General features: G+C 46.2%; 5 protein-coding genes. All 5 read left to right on the top strand.

Annotated elements, in window-relative coordinates; all coding sequences use genetic code 11:
• Nucleotides 1–21: 21 nt before the first annotated feature.
• The 5 genes from ABJ384_RS10570 (at nt 22) to ABJ384_RS10550 (ending at nt 22,052) form a co-directional block, all read left to right on the top strand.
• Nucleotides 22–2,268: a type I secretion system permease/ATPase gene (locus tag ABJ384_RS10570; RefSeq protein WP_349927222.1), complete on the top strand. Its 2,247-nt coding sequence runs from the start codon at nt 22–24 to the stop codon at nt 2,266–2,268.
• Nucleotides 2,269–2,326: 58 nt separating this feature from the next.
• Nucleotides 2,327–3,565 carry an HlyD family type I secretion periplasmic adaptor subunit gene (locus ABJ384_RS10565; RefSeq protein ID WP_349927221.1) on the top strand — a complete coding sequence of 413 codons (1,239 nt, stop codon included), beginning with the start codon at nt 2,327–2,329 and terminating at the stop codon, nt 3,563–3,565.
• A gap of 1,129 nt (nt 3,566–4,694) precedes the next feature.
• The gene (locus tag ABJ384_RS10560; protein WP_349927219.1) at nt 4,695–5,492 is read left to right on the top strand and encodes an OmpA family protein; all 798 of its coding nucleotides are present in this window, start codon (nt 4,695–4,697) and stop codon (nt 5,490–5,492) included.
• A gap of 69 nt (nt 5,493–5,561) precedes the next feature.
• A complete protein-coding gene (locus ABJ384_RS10555; RefSeq protein WP_349927217.1) occupies nt 5,562–20,987 on the top strand; it encodes an Ig-like domain-containing protein in 15,426 nt (5,141 codons plus the stop codon).
• A gap of 477 nt (nt 20,988–21,464) precedes the next feature.
• Nucleotides 21,465–22,052 carry a 1-acyl-sn-glycerol-3-phosphate acyltransferase gene (locus ABJ384_RS10550; protein ID WP_166171014.1) on the top strand — a complete coding sequence of 196 codons (588 nt, stop codon included), beginning with the start codon at nt 21,465–21,467 and terminating at the stop codon, nt 22,050–22,052.
• Nucleotides 22,053–22,162: the final 110 nt, after the last annotated feature.

The following is a 22,162-nucleotide window of genomic DNA, read 5'->3' as shown; positions in this document are numbered from 1 at the left end:
AAAAAGGTTATCAAAAAGTTCATGAAATCAATTATCGAACATATCGCTTTAGTGACCCAGCTTCTGGGAACACCTATTTCTGTTGCTACGCTTATGGCACAGGTCACCCAGGATCAGAACCTGCAGGTCAATTATCATTCATTGGGTGAAGTGTTAAAAACTCATGGTTTTGACAATACCCTGGCACAGCGAAGTTTGCAGGATATTCCGTCCTTAGCCATGCCTGTGGTGGTTGTGCTTAAAGATGAACATGCAGCCGTGGTTACCCATATTGATGGTGTGGGGGATGAGCGAGTTTATGACATTCAGCAGACCGATGGTTTAAAGCAGAAACTTACTCAACAACAACTGAATGAGCTGTATCTGGGATATTGCTGGTTTATCAAGCCAAAACTGGCCAGTGATTTACGTTCAGAATTACCCGAATATCATATGCCTAAAGCCTGGTTCTGGAAGGTGATCTGGCGTTTCCGTTCCTATTATTATCAAGTCATTTTGGCGACTTTCATTATCAACTTTCTGGCATTGGTCAGTTCGCTCTATGTCATGAACGTCTATGACCGTGTAATTCCAAACAAGTCTTATGAAACGCTGTGGGTGCTGAGTATCGGGGTCATTTTGGCGATTTTCTTTGAGTTTGTTGCCAAGATGATTCGTGGACATTTAACCGATATTGCAGGGAAAAAAGCAGACCTGATCATCAGCTCGGCGATTTTTAGACGGGTGATGAGCCTAGATTTGTCGGAAAAACCTGCTTCTTCAGGGGCTTATGCTAACAACTTGCGCGAGTTTGAGTCGGTACGTGACTTTATGACCAGTGCCAGTTTGCTGGTTTTGGTGGATTTGCCGTTCTTATTGTTATTTATCACCGTGATTTGGCTGATTGCCGGAAAATTAGCTTTGGTACCTTTAATTTTGATCCCTATTGTGATGCTGGTGGGTTTTTTGGCACAAGGTCCTCTTGCACGTTATATCAATGAGTCCATGCGTGAAGGCTCGCAACGACAAGGCTTGGCGGTTGAGGCCATTGAAGGGATTGAAACCTTAAAAACCAACAATGCTGCCAGCTGGGCGCAAGAAAAGTGGGATTTTTATACAGCCCGCAGTGCAGCTTCAAGTACTAAAACCCGTGATTTAAGCAATTTTGTGGTGAATTTTTCGGTTGGTATTCAGCAACTCAATACGGTGATTTTGGTGATTGTGGGGACTTATCTGATTCATAGTCCTGATACCAATTCTAAAATTACCATGGGGGCGTTGATTGCCGCCGTGATTTTATCGGGTCGTGCGCTGGCTCCTTTGGCGCAAATTGCCAACCTGGCGATTCGCTTTCAACAAGCCAAAGTGGGGATGCAAGGTTTACAAAGCATTATTGACCGAAAAATTGAGCGTGATCCAGAGCGTGAATATATCAGTCTGGATCGGGTTGAAGGTGAGCTGAATGTGCAGCAGGTCAGTTTTAAATACCAGGCAGATACGCCAGAGGTGTTGAAAAATGTCAGTTTACAGTTGAAGCCGGGTGAGAAAGTCGGGATTTTGGGTAAAATTGGCAGTGGTAAAACCACCATGCTGAAACTTGTCAGTGGCTTATTTACTCCGAGTCAGGGCAATGTCACTTTAGATGGCGTCGATTTAAGACAGCTTGATCCGAATTATCTGCGGAATCAGATCGCAATGTTGGGCCAGTCGCCTCGCTTATTCCTGGGCACCTTACGTGAAAATCTGGACCTGGCCCGTCAGGATGGTTTTAGCGGTAATCAGGATTTGATTAATGCACTGAAACGTTTTGGTCTGGAACAGATGATTCAAAACCATCCTAAAGGTCTGGATATGCCCTTGGGTGAGGATGGGCAAGGTTTGTCTGGCGGGCAAAAACAGATTATTGCTTTGGCGCGTCTGACCTTGCGTCATCCGAAAGTGGTGCTTCTGGATGAACCGACTACAGGGCTAGATCAAGGCACAGAACAGAAAGCGCTACAAGCCCTGGGGCAATGGTGTAAAGACAAAACTCTGTTGGTTGTGACTCACCGGATGCAGGTGTTAAGCATTGTCGATCGAATTGTGGTGATGGATCAAGGCAAAATTGTCATGGATGGACCGCGTGATGCCGTGCTTAAAAAGTTGACACAAAATGAGCAAAAAGCACGTACAGCGACACAACGGGTGATTCGACCTACGGCTATGGCGGGTTCAGTGGCAACCAACAGTCCAACGCAGACCGATACGAATGCCACCCAGACAGCTGAAGTAGAGTATCCAACGGCCTAAATCTGACTTGAATTAATAAAGCCCGAGCCAGCGACACACATAATATTGAGTAAAATGTATGAAGGATAATCCAACCAAGTCATCTGAAAAGATACATTCCAAAGATCTGAAATTGGTGAATGATCTGAATGCTGCCTTGCAAAAAGAAAAGCATACCGGTTTATTTTGGATGATCTGTTTGCTGTTTGTGTTTTTGGTGGTGTTCGTGATCTGGGCCTACAACAGTACGGTTGAAGAGGTGACTCGGGGGCAAGGCAGTGTCATTCCGACCAGTCGCGAACAAATTGTACAAAGCCTGGACCCGGGAACCATCAAGGAAATGCGGGTCAAAGAAGGTTATGTGGTCGAAAAAGGGCAAATTCTCCTCACTTTGGATGATACCCGGAGTGCCGCAGTATTACGTGAAAGCGAGGCCAAGGTTGCCAACCTGGAAGCCATGGCAGCCCGCTTGCGAGCAGAATCTTACGGAACCTCGATTCAATTTCCTGCAGGGATTAGTCCAGACTTGCAGCGTCGTGAACGTGCCGCTTATGAAGCCCGTCGTCGTGCAGTTGAAGATGCTGTATCCGGTTTGCAGCAAAGTAAAGCCATGCTGGACCGGGAAATTGGGATTACTGCACCGATGGTTGCAGAAGGTGTGATGTCAGAAGTTGAATTGCTGCGTATGCGTCGGCAGTCTTCAGATCTTGCTTTGCAAATCAATGAAAAACGCAACCAGTATGCGGCCGACGCCAACAACGAGCTGGTTCGAATTGAATCTGAACTGGCACAGGCCAAAGAAAATATGGCAATGCGTGCTGATCCTGTAGACCGCAGCTTAATTCGGGCACCATTAAGGGGTATTGTGAAAAACATTAAAATCAATACTTTGGGTGGCGTGGTTCAGGCGGGACAAGACATTATGGAAATTGTACCACTGGATGACAAATTACTGGTTGAAGCGTATATCCGTCCGCAAGATGTGGCATTTGTCCGTCCGGGGCTAGATGCAATTGTAAAAATTACTGCTTATGATTATTCGCTGTATGGTGGACTAGAAGGTAAAGTAACCCTGATCAGTCCTGATACCTTACGTGACAAGGCGCGACCAAGTGAACTGAATCTAAATCCAGACGAAGCTTACTATCGGATTTTAGTGGAAACCCATAAAAATTCACTGACGGATAAAAATGGACAATCCATGCCGATTATTCCCGGTATGATTGCCAGTGTGGATGTCAAGACTGGAGAAAAAACCATCTTTCAATACCTGATCAAGCCAATTACCCGTATGAAGCAGGCATTGCAGGAACGCTAAATAAAAATATATTTTAATTTAAAAACTTAAGCCAAATTTTTATGAAATTTGGCTTTTTTATTCACTTGAGATTGGATAAGACATACATGAGCTGAAAACTTCCTGTCAGTATCTGCTGGGCTTTACTGGATTTAATTGAGGAGATGCATATTAAAAATACACAGCACGATGATGGGGAAATCAACTTAGAAGTGATTTTGGTTTATAAAATATCGAATCTTTGAAGGAGACTACAGCCGCAGTTTTTAAACAGGAATGCCTGCTGTGTTTAGGATCACAACATTTAAGTTTTTATCTTCAAGGGAATGGTTTGGAAAGCTGAAAAATATCAACCTGCAGTAGTCAGGCTTGAATATATAGGTCTCGTCTAGAGGTCAGCATCATCTCCGGAACACTTTGATCAAAACAAATCGAACAAGCTCTAGTGTTTACTTCAATGCTGTATGCAGAGAAGAATCTCGTTTTCTAGCTTGAAACCGGGTGCGTGATTTTGAGTGACTCACTTTGATTACTTCATTATTCAGCACAAAGTTGCAATGAAATGTGTATTTTTAACTTTATTTCTTTGGTAGAAGTTTTTGTTATTTGGTGTATTTTTTATGTAATTAATGTATTAGAAGTGTAATTTATGTACCATAAATATTCATTTAATTAACTAAAATCATGTCTTACATAGATTATTCATCACGTATAAATATAAGCAAGTCATTGTAAATTATTAATATAAAATCCTCAAGAAAAATTAATATTAATAAAAATTATTCTTATTTAAGTTCCAATTTAAATAGAAATAAAACCTTTTTTCTATTAATAAAAAGAGATATAAATAAATTAAAAAAGATGATTTTTATACTATTTTTTTGAGTATATTTTTTATATGATTATTAAGTTTAAATGTGAATTAAGTCACATAAATCCATACTTTTTTTAATAATTTTACATTGGATTTGCTTTTTTAAGGGCTGAAGGGTGGTGGGATATGAGTATTAAAAAATTAGTTTTAATAACGGGGCTTTCTATTTTTTGGTCGGGATGTGCTTCTATTAATAATCAGTCTCCTTTAGAGCATTGGAAAACATTTAATCCTGCATCTATGACTTTGCCTGATCATATTAGACCGGATCAAACAATGGCAGTTTTTCTCCGAGAGGAAAATGCATTCAATGGTCCAGCCGTTAATATTTTTCTGGAAGGAGAGTATTTAACTTCGCTTCAACCGGGCGGTTATAAAATGCTGCCTGTATGTGCAAATCCGACTCAAATGAGTGCTGCTTTTACCCAAAGTGAGCTGGATTATTCAAAGGTACGGCAGAAAACTCAGGTCTATGACTTGCCTGCAGGGAAAATTCAGTATTTTAAACTTGTTGAGGATGCTAATCAGTCTATTAAAATTCAGCCATTAACAGAAGCACAGGCCCAGCAGATCCTTCCTACCGTTCGTGAACAAACCCATACGCTCCCACGTGTTGAAAAAAATAAGGTGTGCGCAAAACCAGTCTATGTCAATGTCCCTGTCCAAACTGTCTTGAAGAAATATACCTTACAGGCAAATACCTTATTTGCTTATGCAAAATCAGGCCCAAATGACATGTTAAAAAAAGGTCGCGAAGAAGTTAAAACAATCGCAGATCAAATTATCAATGAACAAAGTCAGATTAGCCATATTAGCATTCTTGGCTATACCGATCCTGTAGGAACCGAAGCTTTTAATCAGCAGTTATCTTTGCGACGTGCTGAAACAGTGCGTAATTTACTGACAATGTATGGTGTGGCTAGACAGAATATTTCAGTCGAAGGACGCGGTGAACAAGACCTGGTGGTCAGTGATTGTCAGAGTCGTTATGCAAAAGACAAGCTGGCTCATGAGCAATGTGATCTGCCTAACCGACGTGTAGAAATTATTACTTACGGCATTAAAGCTGAATAAAACTTTTTAAATCTAATTGAACTTTCTAATAAATTTTTAAAATCTGGCTAGCAGATCAGGATTAACCTTATGAATAATCAAACCATTACTGTAAAAATACATAGTGCTAAGAAAATAATTTCAACTCTTAACGTTACCAAAACACCTGATCAGCCTGTGATTATTCAGGCCCAAAAAAATGTCAATTACGAGTTGATTGATGATGCAACTCAATTTGCCCCTGAAAATATTAAAATTAAGCGTGTGGGCAATGACTTGCATATTGGTTTTGAAGACGGTTCATCAGATCCACTTGATGCTGACCTGATTATTCAGGATTACTATGGTCACGATGGGGTGACCAGCAATTTACTGATCGGTCTGCATGAAAATGGCAGTTATTATGCCTATGTGCCGGAAAGTGGTTTGCAAGAACATGCTGTAAGCATGCTGGCTGAAGAAGTCAGTGCTGGTCAGGCATTGGGTGGTGAACCTTTGGTTGCAGCCGCCTATGAGTTTAATCCGTATTGGTTACTGGCTTTGATTCCTTTGGTGGGATTGGCTGTGGCAGCGGGTGATAGTGATTCGGTATCAGTAAAGGAAACTGCTCCTGTTGCAATAGATGATGTGATCAGCATTGTTGAAGATACTGTATTTACTTCAACATTCAGCCTATTGGCGAATGATAGTGATGTTGACAGTAGTTTCACTGCAGTTGCAGGTACGTACACGACTACACAAGGCGGCACGATTGTGATCGCGGAAGATGGTCAGTATGTGTATATGCCAGCAGCGAATTTCACAGGTATTGATACTGTTGACTACACCATTACAGATGGTTCGTTGATGGATACTGGTACGTTGACCATTATGGTTAGTTCAGTTAATGATGCACCTGTGGCCAATCCAGATACAGCAACTGTGGTTGAAGACACTGCAGCCACCATTATTGTTCTGGGCAATGACACGGATGCTGAAAATGATACGTTAACTGTTACTGCAGCGAGCGCGTTGCATGGCACAGTGACAATCAATGCAGATGGTACACTCAGCTATACACCGAACGCGAACTACACCGGTGCAGACACCATTAGCTATAGCATTAGCGATGGCAATGGCGGTACCAGCAGCAGCGTAGTCAACGTCAGCGTGACTCCTGTGAATGATGCCCCGGTACTGAGCTTCACTGATAGCTTGACCAGCATTACAGAAAACAGTGCGATGGCAGGTATGGTGGTGACGGATGCGAATGCGACCGATGCCGAAGGCGATACGCTGACTTACAGCCTGACTAACAATCCGGACGGCTACTACAGCATTGATCCTGCAACGGGTGTTGTGACCTTGACCCAGGCGGGTGCGGACTGGGTGAACGGAGGTGGAAACCTTCCTGCAGTCAGCGTAACAGTGACCGACGGGACAACGCCTGTGACTGGTACAGCGGCAATGCCGGCGACCAGCCTGGTGAATGATGCACCTGTGGCCAATCCGGATACAGCAACGGTGGTTGAAGACACTCCAACCACGATTACGGTTCTAGGCAATGACACGGATGCTGAAAATGATACGTTAACTGTTACTGCAGCGAGCGCGTTGCATGGCACAGTGACAATCAATGCAGATGGCACACTCAGCTATACACCGAACGCGAACTACACAGGTGCAGACACCATTAGCTACAGCGTGACAGATGGCAAGGGCGGTACCAGCAGCAGCGTAGTCAACGTCAGCGTGACTCCGGTGAATGATGCCCCGGTATTGAGCTTCACTGATAGCTTGACCAGCATTACAGAAAACAGCGCGATGGCAGGCATGGTGGTGACGGATGCGAATGCGACCGATGCTGAAGGCGATACGCTGACTTACAGCCTGACTAACAATCCGGACGGCTACTACAGCATTGATCCTGCAACGGGTGTTGTAAGCTTGACCCAGGCGGGTGCGGACTGGGTGAACGGAGGTGGAAACCTTCCTGCAGTCAGCGTAACAGTGACCGACGGGACAACGCCTGTGACTGGTACAGCGGCAATGCCGGTGACCACGCTGGTGAATGATGCACCTGTGGCGATGGATGATGAAATTATCATCAATGAAGATCAGGTATACAGTTCAGCGGTTAGCCTGTTGCAGAACGACACAGATCTAGACAGCGTCAGCATCACAGCGGTTTCTGGCACATACACAACCACCCAAGGTGGAACAATTTCGATTGCGACGAATGGTACGTATACCTATACGCCAGCAGCGAATTTCACCGGTATCGATACTGTTGACTACACCATTACAGATGGTTCACTGACAGATACTGCAACGTTAACCATCACAGTGACCCCTGTGAATGATGCCCCGGTATTGAGCTTCACTGATAGCTTGACCAGCATTACAGAAAACAGTGCGACTGCAGGTATGGTGGTGACGGATGCGAATGCGACCGATGCTGAAGGCGATACGCTGACTTACAGCCTGACTAACAATCCGGACGGCTACTACAGCATTGATCCTGCAACGGGTGTTGTAAGCTTGACCCAGGCGGGTGCGGACTGGGTGAACGGAGGTGGAAACCTTCCTGCAGTCAGCGTAACAGTGACCGACGGGACAACGCCTGTGACTGGTACAGCGGCAATGCCGGCGACCAGCCTGGTGAATGATGCGCCTGTAGCAACTCCAGATACAGCAACGGTGGTTGAAGACACTCCAACCACGATTACGGTTCTAGGCAATGACACGGATGCTGAAAATGATACGTTAACTGTTACTGCAGCGAGCGCGTTGCATGGTACAGTGACAATCAATGCAGATGGCACACTCAGCTATACACCGAACGCGAACTACACCGGTGCAGACACCATTAGCTATAGCATTAGCGATGGCAATGGTGGAACTAGCAGCAGCGTAGTGAACGTCAGCGTGACTCCGGTGAATGATGCCCCGGTACTGAGCTTCACTGATAGCTTGACCAGCATTACAGAAAACAGCGCGATGGCAGGTATGGTGGTGACGGATGCGAATGCGACCGATGCCGAAGGCGATACGCTGACTTACAGCCTGACTAACAATCCGGACGGCTACTACAGCATTGATCCTGCGACGGGTGTTGTAAGCTTGACCCAGGCGGGTGCGGACTGGGTGAACGGAGGTGGAAACCTTCCTGCAGTCAGTGTAACAGTGACTGATGGTACAACCCCTGTGACTGGTACAGCGGCAATGCCGGTGACCAGCCTGGTGAATGATGCACCTGTGGCCAATCCGGATACCGCAACGGTGATCGAGGACACTCCAACCACGATTACGGTTCTAGGCAATGACACGGATGCTGAAAATGATACGTTAACTGTTACTGCAGCGAGCGCGTTGCATGGCACAGTGACAATCAATGCAGATGGCACACTCAGCTATATACCGAACGCGAACTACACCGGTGCAGACACCATTAGCTACAGCGTGACAGATGGCAAGGGCGGTACCAGCAGCAGCGTAGTCAACGTCAGCGTGACTCCGGTGAATGATGCCCCGGTATTGAGCTTCACTGATAGCTTGACCAGCATTACAGAAAACAGCGCGATGGCAGGCATGGTGGTGACGGATGCGAATGCGACCGATGCTGAAGGCGATACGCTGACTTACAGCCTGACTAACAATCCGGACGGCTACTACAGCATTGATCCTGCAACGGGTATTGTAAGCTTGACCCAGGCGGGTGCGGACTGGGTGAACGGAGGTGGAAACCTTCCTGCAGTCAGCGTAACAGTGACCGACGGGACAACACCTGTGACTGGTACAGCGGCAATGCCGGCGACCAGCCTGGTGAATGATGCACCTGTGGCGATGGATGATGAAATTATCATCAATGAAGATCAGGTATACAGTTCAGCGGTTAGCCTGTTGCAGAACGACACAGATCTAGACAGCGTCAGCATCACAGCGGTTTCTGGCACATACACAACCACCCAAGGTGGAACAATTTCGATTGCGACGAATGGTACGTATACCTATACGCCAGCAGCGAATTTCACCGGTATCGATACTGTTGACTACACCATTACAGATGGTTCACTGACAGATACTGCAACGTTAACCATCACAGTGACCCCTGTGAATGATGCCCCGGTATTGAGCTTCACTGATAGCTTGACCAGCATTACAGAAAACAGTGCGACTGCAGGTATGGTGGTGACGGATGCGAATGCGACCGATGCTGAAGGCGATACGCTGACTTACAGCCTGACTAACAATCCGGACGGCTACTACAGCATTGATCCTGCAACGGGTGTTGTAAGCTTGACCCAGGCGGGTGCGGACTGGGTGAACGGAGGTGGAAACCTTCCTGCAGTCAGCGTAACAGTGACCGACGGGACAACGCCTGTGACTGGTACAGCGGCAATGCCGGCGACCAGCCTGGTGAATGATGCGCCTGTAGCAACTCCAGATACAGCAACGGTGGTTGAAGACACTCCAACCACGATTACGGTTCTAGGCAATGACACGGATGCTGAAAATGATACGTTAACTGTTACTGCAGCGAGCGCGTTGCATGGTACAGTGACAATCAATGCAGATGGCACACTCAGCTATACACCGAACGCGAACTACACCGGTGCAGACACCATTAGCTATAGCATTAGCGATGGCAATGGTGGAACTAGCAGCAGCGTAGTGAACGTCAGCGTGACTCCGGTGAATGATGCCCCGGTACTGAGCTTCACTGATAGCTTGACCAGCATTACAGAAAACAGCGCGATGGCAGGTATGGTGGTGACGGATGCGAATGCGACCGATGCCGAAGGCGATACGCTGACTTACAGCCTGACTAACAATCCGGACGGCTACTACAGCATTGATCCTGCGACGGGTGTTGTAAGCTTGACCCAGGCGGGTGCGGACTGGGTGAACGGAGGTGGAAACCTTCCTGCAGTCAGTGTAACAGTGACTGATGGTACAACGCCTGTGACTGGTACAGCGGCAATGCCGGCGACCAGCCTGGTGAATGATGCACCTGTGGCCAATCCAGATACAGCAACTGTGGTTGAAGACACTGCAGCCACCATTATTGTTCTGGGCAATGACACGGATGCTGAAAATGATACGTTAACTGTTACTGCAGCGAGCGCGTTGCATGGCACAGTGACAATCAATGCAGATGGTACACTCAGCTATACACCGAACGCGAACTATACCGGTGCAGACACCATTAGCTACAGCGTGACAGATGGCAAGGGCGGTACCAGCAGCAGCGTAGTGAACGTCAGCGTGACTCCTGTGAATGATGCCCCGGTATTGAGCTTCACTGATAGCTTGACCAGCATTACAGAAAACAGTGCGACTGCAGGCATGGTAGTGACGGATGCAAATGCGACCGATGCCGAAGGCGATACGCTGACTTACAGCCTGACTAACAATCCGGACGGCTACTACAGCATTGATCCTGCAACGGGTATTGTAAGCTTGACCCAGGCGGGTGCGGACTGGGTGAACGGAGGTGGAAACCTTCCTGCAGTCAGCGTAACAGTGACCGACGGTACAACCCCTGTGACTGGTACAGCGGCAATGCCGGTGACCAGCCTGGTGAATGATGCACCTGTGGCCAATCCGGATACCGCAACGGTGATCGAGGACACTCCAACCACGATTACGGTTCTAGGCAATGACACGGATGCTGAAAATGATACGTTAACTGTTACTGCAGCGAGCGCGTTGCATGGCACAGTGACAATCAATGCAGATGGCACACTCAGCTATACACCGAACGCGAACTACACAGGTGCAGACACCATTAGCTACAGCGTGACAGATGGCAAGGGCGGTACCAGCAGCAGCGTAGTCAACGTCAGCGTGACTCCGGTGAATGATGCCCCGGTACTGAGCTTCACTGATAGCTTGACCAGCATTACAGAAAACAGCGCGATGGCAGGCATGGTGGTGACGGATGCGAATGCGACCGATGCTGAAGGCGATACGCTGACTTACAGCCTGACTAACAATCCGGACGGCTACTACAGCATTGATCCTGCAACGGGTGTTGTAAGCTTGACCCAGGCGGGTGCGGACTGGGTGAACGGAGGTGGAAACCTTCCTGCAGTCAGCGTAACAGTGACCGACGGGACAACGCCTGTGACTGGTACAGCGGCAATGCCGGTGACCACGCTGGTGAATGATGCACCTGTGGCCAATCCGGATACCGCAACGGTGATCGAGGACACTTCAGCCACCATTATTGTTCTGGGCAATGACACGGATGCTGAAAATGATACGTTAACTGTTACTGCAGCGAGCGCGTTGCATGGCACAGTGACAATCAATGCAGATGGCACACTCAGCTATACACCGAACGCGAACTACACAGGTGCAGACACCATTAGCTACAGCGTGACAGATGGCAAGGGCGGTACCAGCAGCAGCGTAGTCAACGTCAGCGTGACTCCGGTGAATGATGCCCCGGTACTGAGCTTCACTGATAGCTTGACCAGCATTACAGAAAACAGCGCGATGGCAGGCATGGTGGTGACGGATGCGAATGCGACCGATGCTGAAGGCGATACGCTGACTTACAGCCTGACTAACAATCCGGACGGCTACTACAGCATTGATCCTGCAACGGGTGTTGTAAGCTTGACCCAGGCGGGTGCGGACTGGGTGAACGGAGGTGGAAACCTTCCTGCAGTCAGCGTAACAGTGACCGACGGGACAACGCCTGTGACTGGTACAGCGGCAATGCCGGCGACCAGCCTGGTGAATGATGCGCCTGTAGCAACTCCAGATACAGCAACGGTGGTTGAAGACACTCCAACCACGATTACGGTTCTAGGCAATGACACGGATGCTGAAAATGATACGTTAACTGTTACTGCAGCGAGCGCGTTGCATGGTACAGTGACAATCAATGCAGATGGCACACTCAGCTATACACCGAACGCGAACTACACCGGTGCAGACACCATTAGCTATAGCATTAGCGATGGCAATGGTGGAACTAGCAGCAGCGTAGTGAACGTCAGCGTGACTCCGGTGAATGATGCCCCGGTACTGAGCTTCACTGATAGCTTGACCAGCATTACAGAAAACAGCGCGATGGCAGGTATGGTGGTGACGGATGCGAATGCGACCGATGCCGAAGGCGATACGCTGACTTACAGCCTGACTAACAATCCGGACGGCTACTACAGCATTGATCCTGCGACGGGTGTTGTAAGCTTGACCCAGGCGGGTGCGGACTGGGTGAACGGAGGTGGAAACCTTCCTGCAGTCAGTGTAACAGTGACTGATGGTACAACCCCTGTGACTGGTACAGCGGCAATGCCGGTGACCAGCCTGGTGAATGATGCACCTGTGGCCAATCCGGATACCGCAACGGTGATCGAGGACACTCCAACCACGATTACGGTTCTAGGCAATGACACGGATGCTGAAAATGATACGTTAACTGTTACTGCAGCGAGCGCGTTGCATGGCACAGTGACAATCAATGCAGATGGCACACTCAGCTATATACCGAACGCGAACTACACCGGTGCAGACACCATTAGCTACAGCGTGACAGATGGCAAGGGCGGTACCAGCAGCAGCGTAGTCAACGTCAGCGTGACTCCGGTGAATGATGCCCCGGTATTGAGCTTCACTGATAGCTTGACCAGCATTACAGAAAACAGCGCGATGGCAGGCATGGTGGTGACGGATGCGAATGCGACCGATGCTGAAGGCGATACGCTGACTTACAGCCTGACTAACAATCCGGACGGCTACTACAGCATTGATCCTGCAACGGGTGTTGTAAGCTTGACCCAGGCGGGTGCGGACTGGGTGAACGGAGGTGGAAACCTTCCTGCAGTCAGCGTAACAGTGACCGACGGGACAACGCCTGTGACTGGTACAGCGGCAATGCCGGTGACCACGCTGGTGAATGATGCACCTGTGGCGATGGATGATGAAATTATCATCAATGAAGATCAGGTATACAGTTCAGCGGTTAGCCTGTTGCAGAACGACACAGATCTAGACAGCGTCAGCATCACAGCGGTTTCTGGCACATACACAACCACCCAAGGTGGAACAATTTCGATTGCGACGAATGGTACGTATACCTATACGCCAGCAGCGAATTTCACCGGTATCGATACTGTTGACTACACCATTACAGATGGTTCACTGACAGATACTGCAACGTTAACCATCACAGTGACCCCTGTGAATGATGCCCCGGTATTGAGCTTCACTGATAGCTTGACCAGCATTACAGAAAACAGTGCGACTGCAGGTATGGTGGTGACGGATGCGAATGCGACCGATGCTGAAGGCGATACGCTGACTTACAGCCTGACTAACAATCCGGACGGCTACTACAGCATTGATCCTGCAACGGGTGTTGTAAGCTTGACCCAGGCGGGTGCGGACTGGGTGAACGGAGGTGGAAACCTTCCTGCAGTCAGCGTAACAGTGACCGACGGGACAACGCCTGTGACTGGTACAGCGGCAATGCCGGCGACCAGCCTGGTGAATGATGCGCCTGTAGCAACTCCAGATACAGCAACGGTGGTTGAAGACACTCCAACCACGATTACGGTTCTAGGCAATGACACGGATGCTGAAAATGATACGTTAACTGTTACTGCAGCGAGCGCGTTGCATGGTACAGTGACAATCAATGCAGATGGCACACTCAGCTATACACCGAACGCGAACTACACCGGTGCAGACACCATTAGCTATAGCATTAGCGATGGCAATGGTGGAACTAGCAGCAGCGTAGTGAACGTCAGCGTGACTCCGGTGAATGATGCCCCGGTACTGAGCTTCACTGATAGCTTGACCAGCATTACAGAAAACAGCGCGATGGCAGGTATGGTGGTGACGGATGCGAATGCGACCGATGCCGAAGGCGATACGCTGACTTACAGCCTGACTAACAATCCGGACGGCTACTACAGCATTGATCCTGCGACGGGTGTTGTAAGCTTGACCCAGGCGGGTGCGGACTGGGTGAACGGAGGTGGAAACCTTCCTGCAGTCAGTGTAACAGTGACTGATGGTACAACGCCTGTGACTGGTACAGCGGCAATGCCGGCGACCAGCCTGGTGAATGATGCACCTGTGGCCAATCCGGATACCGCAACGGTGGTTGAAGACACTGCAGCCACCATTATTGTTCTGGGCAATGACACGGATGCTGAAAATGATACGTTAACTGTTACTGCAGCGAGCGCGTTGCATGGCACAGTGACAATCAATGCAGATGGCACACTCAGCTATATACCGAACGCGAACTATACCGGTGCAGACACCATTAGCTACAGCGTGACAGATGGCAAGGGCGGTACCAGCAGCAGCGTAGTCAACGTCAGCGTGACTCCGGTGAATGATGCCCCGGTAGCGATAGATGATCTGATTACAGTTGCAGAAGATGCCATATTTACTTCAACCATTAGTCTGTTAGCGAATGACAGCGATGTTGATAGCAACTTTACAGCGGTTGCAGGTACGTACACGACTACGCAAGGCGGTACGATTGTGATCTCGCAAGACGGCCAATATGTTTATATGCCAGCAGCTAATTTTGCCGGTATAGACACGGTTGATTACACCATTACGGATGGATCACTAACAGATGTAGGAACATTACGCATAGTTGTTGAAGCAGTCAATGAAGCTCAGCCAGTTGCAGTAGATGACAACTTTGCTACTAACGAAGATACTGTACTTAATATCACAGCAGCTGATCTGTTAAGTAATGATACAGGCTTGCTTGATGCACCAGTTAGCATTACCTCGGTGCAAAATGCAACCAATGGTACTGTGGCTCTTGATATAGATGGAAATGTCATATTTACGCCAAGCGCTAATTACAATGGTCCTGCAAGTTTCACTTACACCATTAGGGATAGTGATGGTGAGACTTCTACAGCTACTGTGAATATTAATGTAATTTCTGTAAATGATGCTCCAATAGCAGCAGATGATGCGATTAGTAGCACAGAAGATACTGTATTTACTTCAACAATCAGCCTGTTGGCGAATGACAGTGATGTTGATAGCAGTTTCACAGCAGTTGCAGCTACATATACGACGACTCAGGGTGGTACGATCGTGATTGCTGCGGACGGGCAGTATGTCTATACACCTGTAGCGAATTTCAATGGTACAGATAGCGTTGATTACACAATTACAGATGGAGAGTTCTTTGATACCGCAACTTTGACAATTACTGTTGGTGCTGTGAATGATGAGCCTGTTGCAGTAGATGATCTTGCTTATGTTGTAAAAGATACGACATTTACATCTAAAGTGAGTGTGTTGGCCAATGATACAGATGTGGATAGTAGCTTGAGTGTACAAGCACCTGGAACTTACACGACAACTCAAGGTGGGCAAATTGTTATTACGAGTGATGGTAGTTATGTATATACCCCACCTACCTCTGGATGGATGGGAACAGATACCTATCTCTATACGGTAACAGATGGTGAGTTTACAGATACAGCAACCTTAACGCTGATCGTGGGTCAACCGACTGTATCTGAAGAAGGCCTACCATTGGGTCAGCCAGATATGCTTGGATCCCCGACAGATACGACCGACGTAACAACAGTTATGGCGGCGCTGAATCTTATATCTCCTGTTACAACAGTGACTTCAGTCACATTAATTTCAGCACCTCTAAACTCGGATGGAGTTCCTGTGACATGGACACCAAGTGGAGACGGAACAGATACCTATACTCTAACTGGAGTAGCTGGAACTACGCCTGTTGCAACTTTAATAGTCAAAGCAAATGGTGAATATACATTTACCTTACTGGCGCCATTAGATCATCCTGTTGTCGATGTTGAGGATGTACTTTCACTTCAATTTAGTACTGTTATGGATGGTTCAACCTATAACTTTACGATAGATGTTGAAGATGATATGCCGGTTGCCATGATGACAGCTGCTTCCTCCGTGCCAACATATGAGGGGACGGATAATATTGTAGCAGTGCTGTCAGATGCGGATCCCGATATTGCGCGTGTTGATTCACAACTGTTGAATATTCTGGAATTTGGTACAGATCAGAAACTATTGGCCTGGGCATCGGATAACAATCTTGCTAGTGTTGTCTTATCTATCCCATCTGGCACCAATACGGATACTTTACGAACACTACTGAATAATGATTCAGGGGTTTTATTCAAGTCGGAGTTTGCTGCTGAATTAGGTTTGGAAATTAATTGGACTACAGGAGGAGATTTAATCTTTACCGTTACACCAGTAGCTCCAACATCAATGGATAATCAAGCCGTTAATGTGTTGTTAACTACCCTGTACCAGATGATGCGTGGTCTGATGGGAGGAAGTGCTACCAACGATATGATGGCAGTATCTACCTTGACCGTGACCGATACTTCAGGGTTTAGTGACACCAAACTGGGTTCAGACTGGTTGGAAACTGATGTTCTGAATAGTGGTAGTGTATTGGGTTACGCTGCTGGTTTAAATGATACTGTGACTGGTACATCTGGAGTGAACATGGGTGATGATGTTTACTTTACCAGTGTGGGTAATGACACTGTGTACGGTTTTGGCGGATCTGACATTGTATTCGGCGGTTCAGGAAACGATCGACTCTATGGTTACAATTCTGTCGACGAAGGCGGTGATTCTGATGGAAATGACAAACTCTATGGTGGTGCTGGAGATGACCAGTTATATGGCAATAATGGCAATGATTTGCTCGATGGTGGTTTAGGAAATGATCTCTTAAATGGTGGTTCAGGTGCTGATCTGCTTAATGGTGGACAAGGTTCAGATGAGCTAACCGGTGGAACAGGGTCTGATATCTTCCAATTGAGTCTGGGCGATCAGCTTATGACAGCTCCAACTACGCTTGATGCAAAAATTGATGTTGTTGGTTATATAGCTGGTCAAGTTATTCGTGTAACAACGACTGTTGGAATAGTTACAACAACACAAGATATTACCTTGACTGCCTCAGATATCCTTACAGGCTATATTTTAGTGCCAGTCACAGCACCAGTAGAAGGTCAACAAATTACAGTGACAGCTGTTCATATGCTCAGTGTAGGTTCAACCTATGTAAGTAAACCTGGTACTGCAACTGCGGTGATTGGTGCGATGACTAACGGCCTTCAGCCGACTGTTACAATTACTGAAGATGATGGCAATGGTCTTGGTAATCTACCTAATGATGGTTTATTAACAGACCACAACGGAATTCTAGATGCAGGAGAGTTACAAGGTAATATTGATGTTTCTATAGCTTTGGCATCTGGTTCTGCAGTTGGGGATGAGTTAGTCATCGTGACAAATACTGGAGTTACCGAAACGATTGTACTGACTCAAGCAATTATTGATGCAGGCCCAATTACAAGAAGCTATCCATCACCTGGTGAGGAGCAAACTTTAACTGTGACAGCGACGCTTCAGCGAGGTGACACAATATCTACTGCGAGTACTGATAGTGTAACGGTGGATACTGGTCTTCTAGTAAGTACTTATTCATCACCGGAAGTGACCATAGTTCAGGACTTTAACAGTGATGGTGTCATCAGCTATAAACCAGTTGATGTTATTACCGACTTTACTTTGGGTGCTGGCGGAGATGTGATTGATCTGCGCACTTTGTTACAAGGTGAAAATCATCTGATTGGACAAACGGGCAATTTAACGGACTATCTATCATTTGAAAAGGCTGATGGTGACGGTGATGGTATTGCAGACGATACCATTATCCGGGTAAGTGTAAATGGCACAGTATCAACTTCTTATGATCAGGTTATCATTCTTGCGAATGTTGATCTTGTCACAGGGAAGACTCAACAGGAGATCCTCAACGATTTGCTCTATACGGGTAATCTTCTTGTTGATTATAGCTACCCAGACAATTGGGTTCAGGTATCGGCGGGTGAAACGACTTCAGGTGAGCTTGTAGTTGGTTTTGGTGCCGATGGTGGTTATGTCCAAAGTGTAACCTTTGCAGATTATACGTTAACCTATAATGGTGCAGATACGATCACGCCTACAGGCACCGCGGATGGTACGACATATACATTTGACCCGGCTTCAGATGAGTTAACCATTTATACCAACCGTGGCGATCTCCTGATTGTCAATATGCTCACGGGTAGTTATGAGTACGCTAAACTTGAGTCAGGACCGGCAATTGATGAAGCACCAATTGTGAATGTCAATTCTTCTGCGAGTTTGTTGGGATTGGTAAATGCAGGTGCTCTTGGTTTGGTGGGTGTTGGTACCAACCAGCAATTTACAGCCACTGATCCGAACAATGATATCACCCAAGTCGTAGTGGAAATGACATCATTAGGCATTTCCCTTTTAGACTCTTATGATATCCGTTGGTCTCAGGCGTTGGCGGATGAGTTTGGTTTGGTAGTCACTCCAGATCGTAACGGACTAGGGGGGCTCCTTCAAACATTTGCCAATATTACTATTGAAAAAGTAGGTGGAGGAACGATTGATAATCAGCAGTTAAATGAATTTTTGGCTACTGTTTATGTGGATCAAGGCAGTATTGTATCTGTGAATCTGCTTCCTACAATTTCAATGACAGTGACAGATAACCAAGGAAATGTCGTTACAGATTCTGCAGAAACTGATCTCGCTGGGCTTAATTTACTGAATCCTTCTAACAATCCTTCACCAATTTGGGAAGGTACCTCAGGTATTGATCTGCAGACTGGTGATAATAATGGTCTAACTACAGACGAACGTTTATATGGTTACGCAGGTGATGACCAGCTAGCGGGTAGTGATGGTAATGATTTACTGCGAGGAGGAGCGGATTCAGATATCCTCAATGGTGGATCAGGTAATGATACGCTGATTGGTGGTACAGGTGATGATACTCTGGTTGGTGGAACAGGCAATGATATTTTCCTCTTTGAGAAAGGCGATCAAGGTACATCATTAGCAACTGATATTATTGCTGATTTCAATGTACAACCAGTTGCCGGTGGTGGAGATATTCTTGATCTGCGTGGCTTGTTAGAAAACGAACGTGCTATCGCAAATCTATTAGCCGGTAATCTCACCAACTATTTATCTTTCAGTATAGTTGATGGTGATGGTGATGGTGTTGCAGATGATACGATACTTGATATCAGTACTTCAGGTGCCGTTAGCACAACAGTAGACCAGCGTATCATCTTTACCAATACTGATCTGGTCAATGGCCAATCAAACCTTGAAGTGATTGAACAGTTGTTGAAAAATGGAAACCTCTTAGTTGATCAGGAATATTCAACTCTGTCCACAGAAGGAGTTTCTACTTTTGATATCGTTCTCACAGACAATGATAAAGACACTGTAGATACAACTATTGCTTTTGATAGTTCAGATCCTGCATTTGAGTTAGATGGAAATGCGCCACCAGTAACACAGGCATTTGATGCCAACTTGCTAGGCCTAATTGGTGCAGATGTACTAGGCGTTATTGATTTAAGCCGCCAAGCAATGGTCGCGCTGGATGTGGATAACAATCTTCGTACAGTTGTAGTTAAATTTGCGGGTGTCGCGAATGTTGCTTTAGGTGATGCTTATCTGGAAGTTTCTGCTCAACTTGCTAAAGATCTAGGTCTAAATTTTACGGTTGAAAATACTGGATTACTAGGTCTTTTAGGTCCGACTTCAACACTCACGATTACTGCAATTGACGGCGGTGATATCGATAACTGGGCAATTAATGAGTTGCTTGCGACAGTAAGATTACAATCTGACGGCATCAACTTGTTAACTGTCTTACAAACCTTGAATGGTGGATTAACGCTGGATGTCAGTGTATTGGGTACTTTCACCATTACAGCAACTGACAGCTATAATTCAACAGATAGCGATATTATCGCTTCTCTTGCTGATGCAGCGGTTCTTGAAGGTCTAATCGGTCAGAGTGGTAATCCGGATATTATTCAAGGAACTTCTGGAAATGATGTTTTGGATAGTAGCGTATTAGGATTATCAAGTGAGCGTTTATATGGCTTTGATGGTGATGACATACTGAATGGCAATAATGGTAACGATTTGCTGCGCGGTGGTACAGGTAATGACGTGCTAAATGGTGGTGCCGGTAATGACTTACTTTTTGATGGTAATGGTTATGACACTATGAATGGCGGTTCAGGCGATGATAAGATTATGATATCTGGCACTGGATTTGAATCTGTGAATGGTGGCTTAGGCATTGATACTTTGACATTATTGGGAGGAATCAATCTTGATCTATCCTTGCATAATAACATCACAGGTATTGAGCACATTAATTTGGGTAATGAAGCAGAAGGATCAACACTTACTCTGACAGCTCAGGATGTTCTAGATATTTCTGATACTGATATATTGGCAATCTACGGTGATGCTGCTGATAAAGTTACATTGGAAACAGGTGCTATTAAAGGAGCTGTTATTACAGATGCCAATAATGTCACCATGACTGAGTATACTTGGAGTGATTCTAGTGCCAAAGTATGGGTTGAGAATGAGATCGTTGCTGCAGGTGGTGTAAATATCATTATCTAAAACTCATCTTAGATATGTTGCAAAGGCAGCATATCTGGTCAAACCCAAATCCCAGTTTTAATCTCTTAAAACTGGGATTTTCTTTAAGTAAGTCTGAACTAATAAACTTAAGAAGGTACGCATCCGGCGAACTTATCTTACCAACCTATCCTATAAGCCGTAAGCGTCCAGTGGACCCCACTTTTCCTACCTCATTAATACCATGATAGTGTCCACTAAATTAAGTGGACTGAATAGCCACCGGCTTTATTCGGTCTTTTTTGTAGGGTTTGGATATGGAACTTCGTCTTAAGATCATCAGTTTATGATCTTAATGTGGAAATGGGTGCAAAATAAAACAGCAGACCTTAGCTATTTTATTTGAACTTGACAGTTATGTCTTGATCTATTAACTGGTTGATTATTATTCACAATGCACTTTTATATTTCAGCGACCTTGTTAAAATTTGCGCACTTGATTAGGTGGCGGTGCGGTAAGTGTTTGAGAAATTAGCTGAACAAAGTTTAAAAATGATGGGCTGGGAAATCGATAACCATTGGCCTCTTGATCTGGATCAGTGCGTCATGATTGCTGCACCGCACACCAGCAACTGGGATGCCTTATATGCACGTCTGGCACTCAAGGCCTTAGGGGTCAACGTTCGGATTACCATTAAAGACAGCTATATGAAATTTCCTTTTGGTCCATTTGTACGCGCAATGGGTGGAATCGGAATTGACCGCACAGCGAAAAAAGAGGGTGAGCCACGACCAAGTATGGTTCAGGTGATGTCGGATTTATTTAAAACCCATCCAAAACTGGTGATGTTGGTCACACCGGAAGCAACGCGTGCCAAACAGGAACAATGGAAAACCGGTTTCTACCATGTGGCAGTCAATGCAGGCGTACCCATTGCATTGGCTTATATGGATTATGCCAAGAAGAAAACCGGGGTGGGTAAAATTGTTTATCCTAGTGGTGATTATGAAAAAGATATGGCTGAAATTATGGCTTTTTATGCACAAATTCAGGCCAAATTTCCAGAACAGTTTAGCGTGGATACACGTTATTACCATGAAACCTAAGTGAAAACGTATGGTTTCCCTGACTGATCTTCACGCTAAGCTAATAGATGCAGATGGCAAAATCTTGGCTCGATGCACATGATGGATCAGTCAATGTGAAATTCAATTTT

Origin of the sequence: Acinetobacter sp. A1-4-2 (genome assembly GCF_040233925.1) — a bacterium.
Classification (GTDB): Bacteria; Pseudomonadota; Gammaproteobacteria; order Pseudomonadales; family Moraxellaceae; genus Acinetobacter.
Note: the sequence above shows the minus strand (reverse complement) of the source record. Positions and strands in the feature narration are given on the sequence as shown.